This is a genomic window from Sutterella massiliensis (genome assembly GCF_016899755.1).
Lineage (GTDB): Bacteria > Pseudomonadota > Gammaproteobacteria > Burkholderiales > Burkholderiaceae_F > Sutterella > Sutterella massiliensis.
The window spans coordinates 1-778 of sequence record NZ_JACJJC010000169.1 but is presented as its reverse complement, the minus strand read 5'-3'; the positions used below and the strand labels follow the sequence as shown (position 1 = coordinate 778).

Here is a 778-nt window from a genome sequence, read left to right as displayed (position 1 = left end):
CATAAGCACCACAGTCGCCTATTCCCGCTGCATTTCCCATGGTGTTCAAAAAGACAGCCAAGGCAGGGACGACGCAGAAGCGCTTCTGCGGATTTCGCGTCGGCTTACCCCGTCTTCTTGAAAAACTGCCGATTTCGGAACAGGCCATTCGAAAGATCCGTTCGGCCAACGAGACCCATTTGCTTCGCTTCTATTTCGGCACGGCCGATACGACCGACGTCGATGCGATCTATACCCATCTGTTGATCTCCTGGGGACTTGCCGGCCGCATGAGCGACGCAGAAGCCATTCGCAACGAGATCTGGGAGGCGATCCGGCTCGTCAACAAGTCGCTTCTTCGGGACCAGGCGGCCGATCCGCTCGATCTGGTTCAGATCCAGGACACCGTTTGCGCGACGCTCGACCTTTGGCGCCTGACGACGGTCGAGGAGCTTGACGGCACGATCGATGAGATCAATGCCGAGTTCCTTGCTTTTCGCAATCGAGCGAAATGATTGTGCTTCGCCCAATGCCCGCGACGGCGGCAAAAGGCCAGGCACGCACCGATTCAAAAAGCCGCAGCCTGCGGTAAGGCGCCGCAGATGAGTTTCGTGCGGACGTCCTGCAGCAATTGAAGACTTTCGCTTCCTTCAAGCGGCAATTTGCAGCGCAAAAAATTTGGTCAGGACCGAAGCGAGAGAAAGGCCCAAACAAACGAGCGCAAACGGTTGGAACGTCAGTCGATCGTTGTTCTGGCCGGACTTCGACGCAATGCGCGCCGCATGCGCAAGGAGAGAAG

The 778-nt window shown here is 57.1% G+C and carries 1 protein-coding gene; it reads left to right on the top strand.

Annotated features, from left to right (window positions below):
* Positions 1-179 precede the first annotated feature (179 nt).
* Entirely contained in the window at positions 180-494 is a 315-nt protein-coding gene (locus tag H6A60_RS11960; RefSeq protein ID WP_205104925.1) for a hypothetical protein, read from the top strand.
* Positions 495-778: the final 284 nt, after the last annotated feature.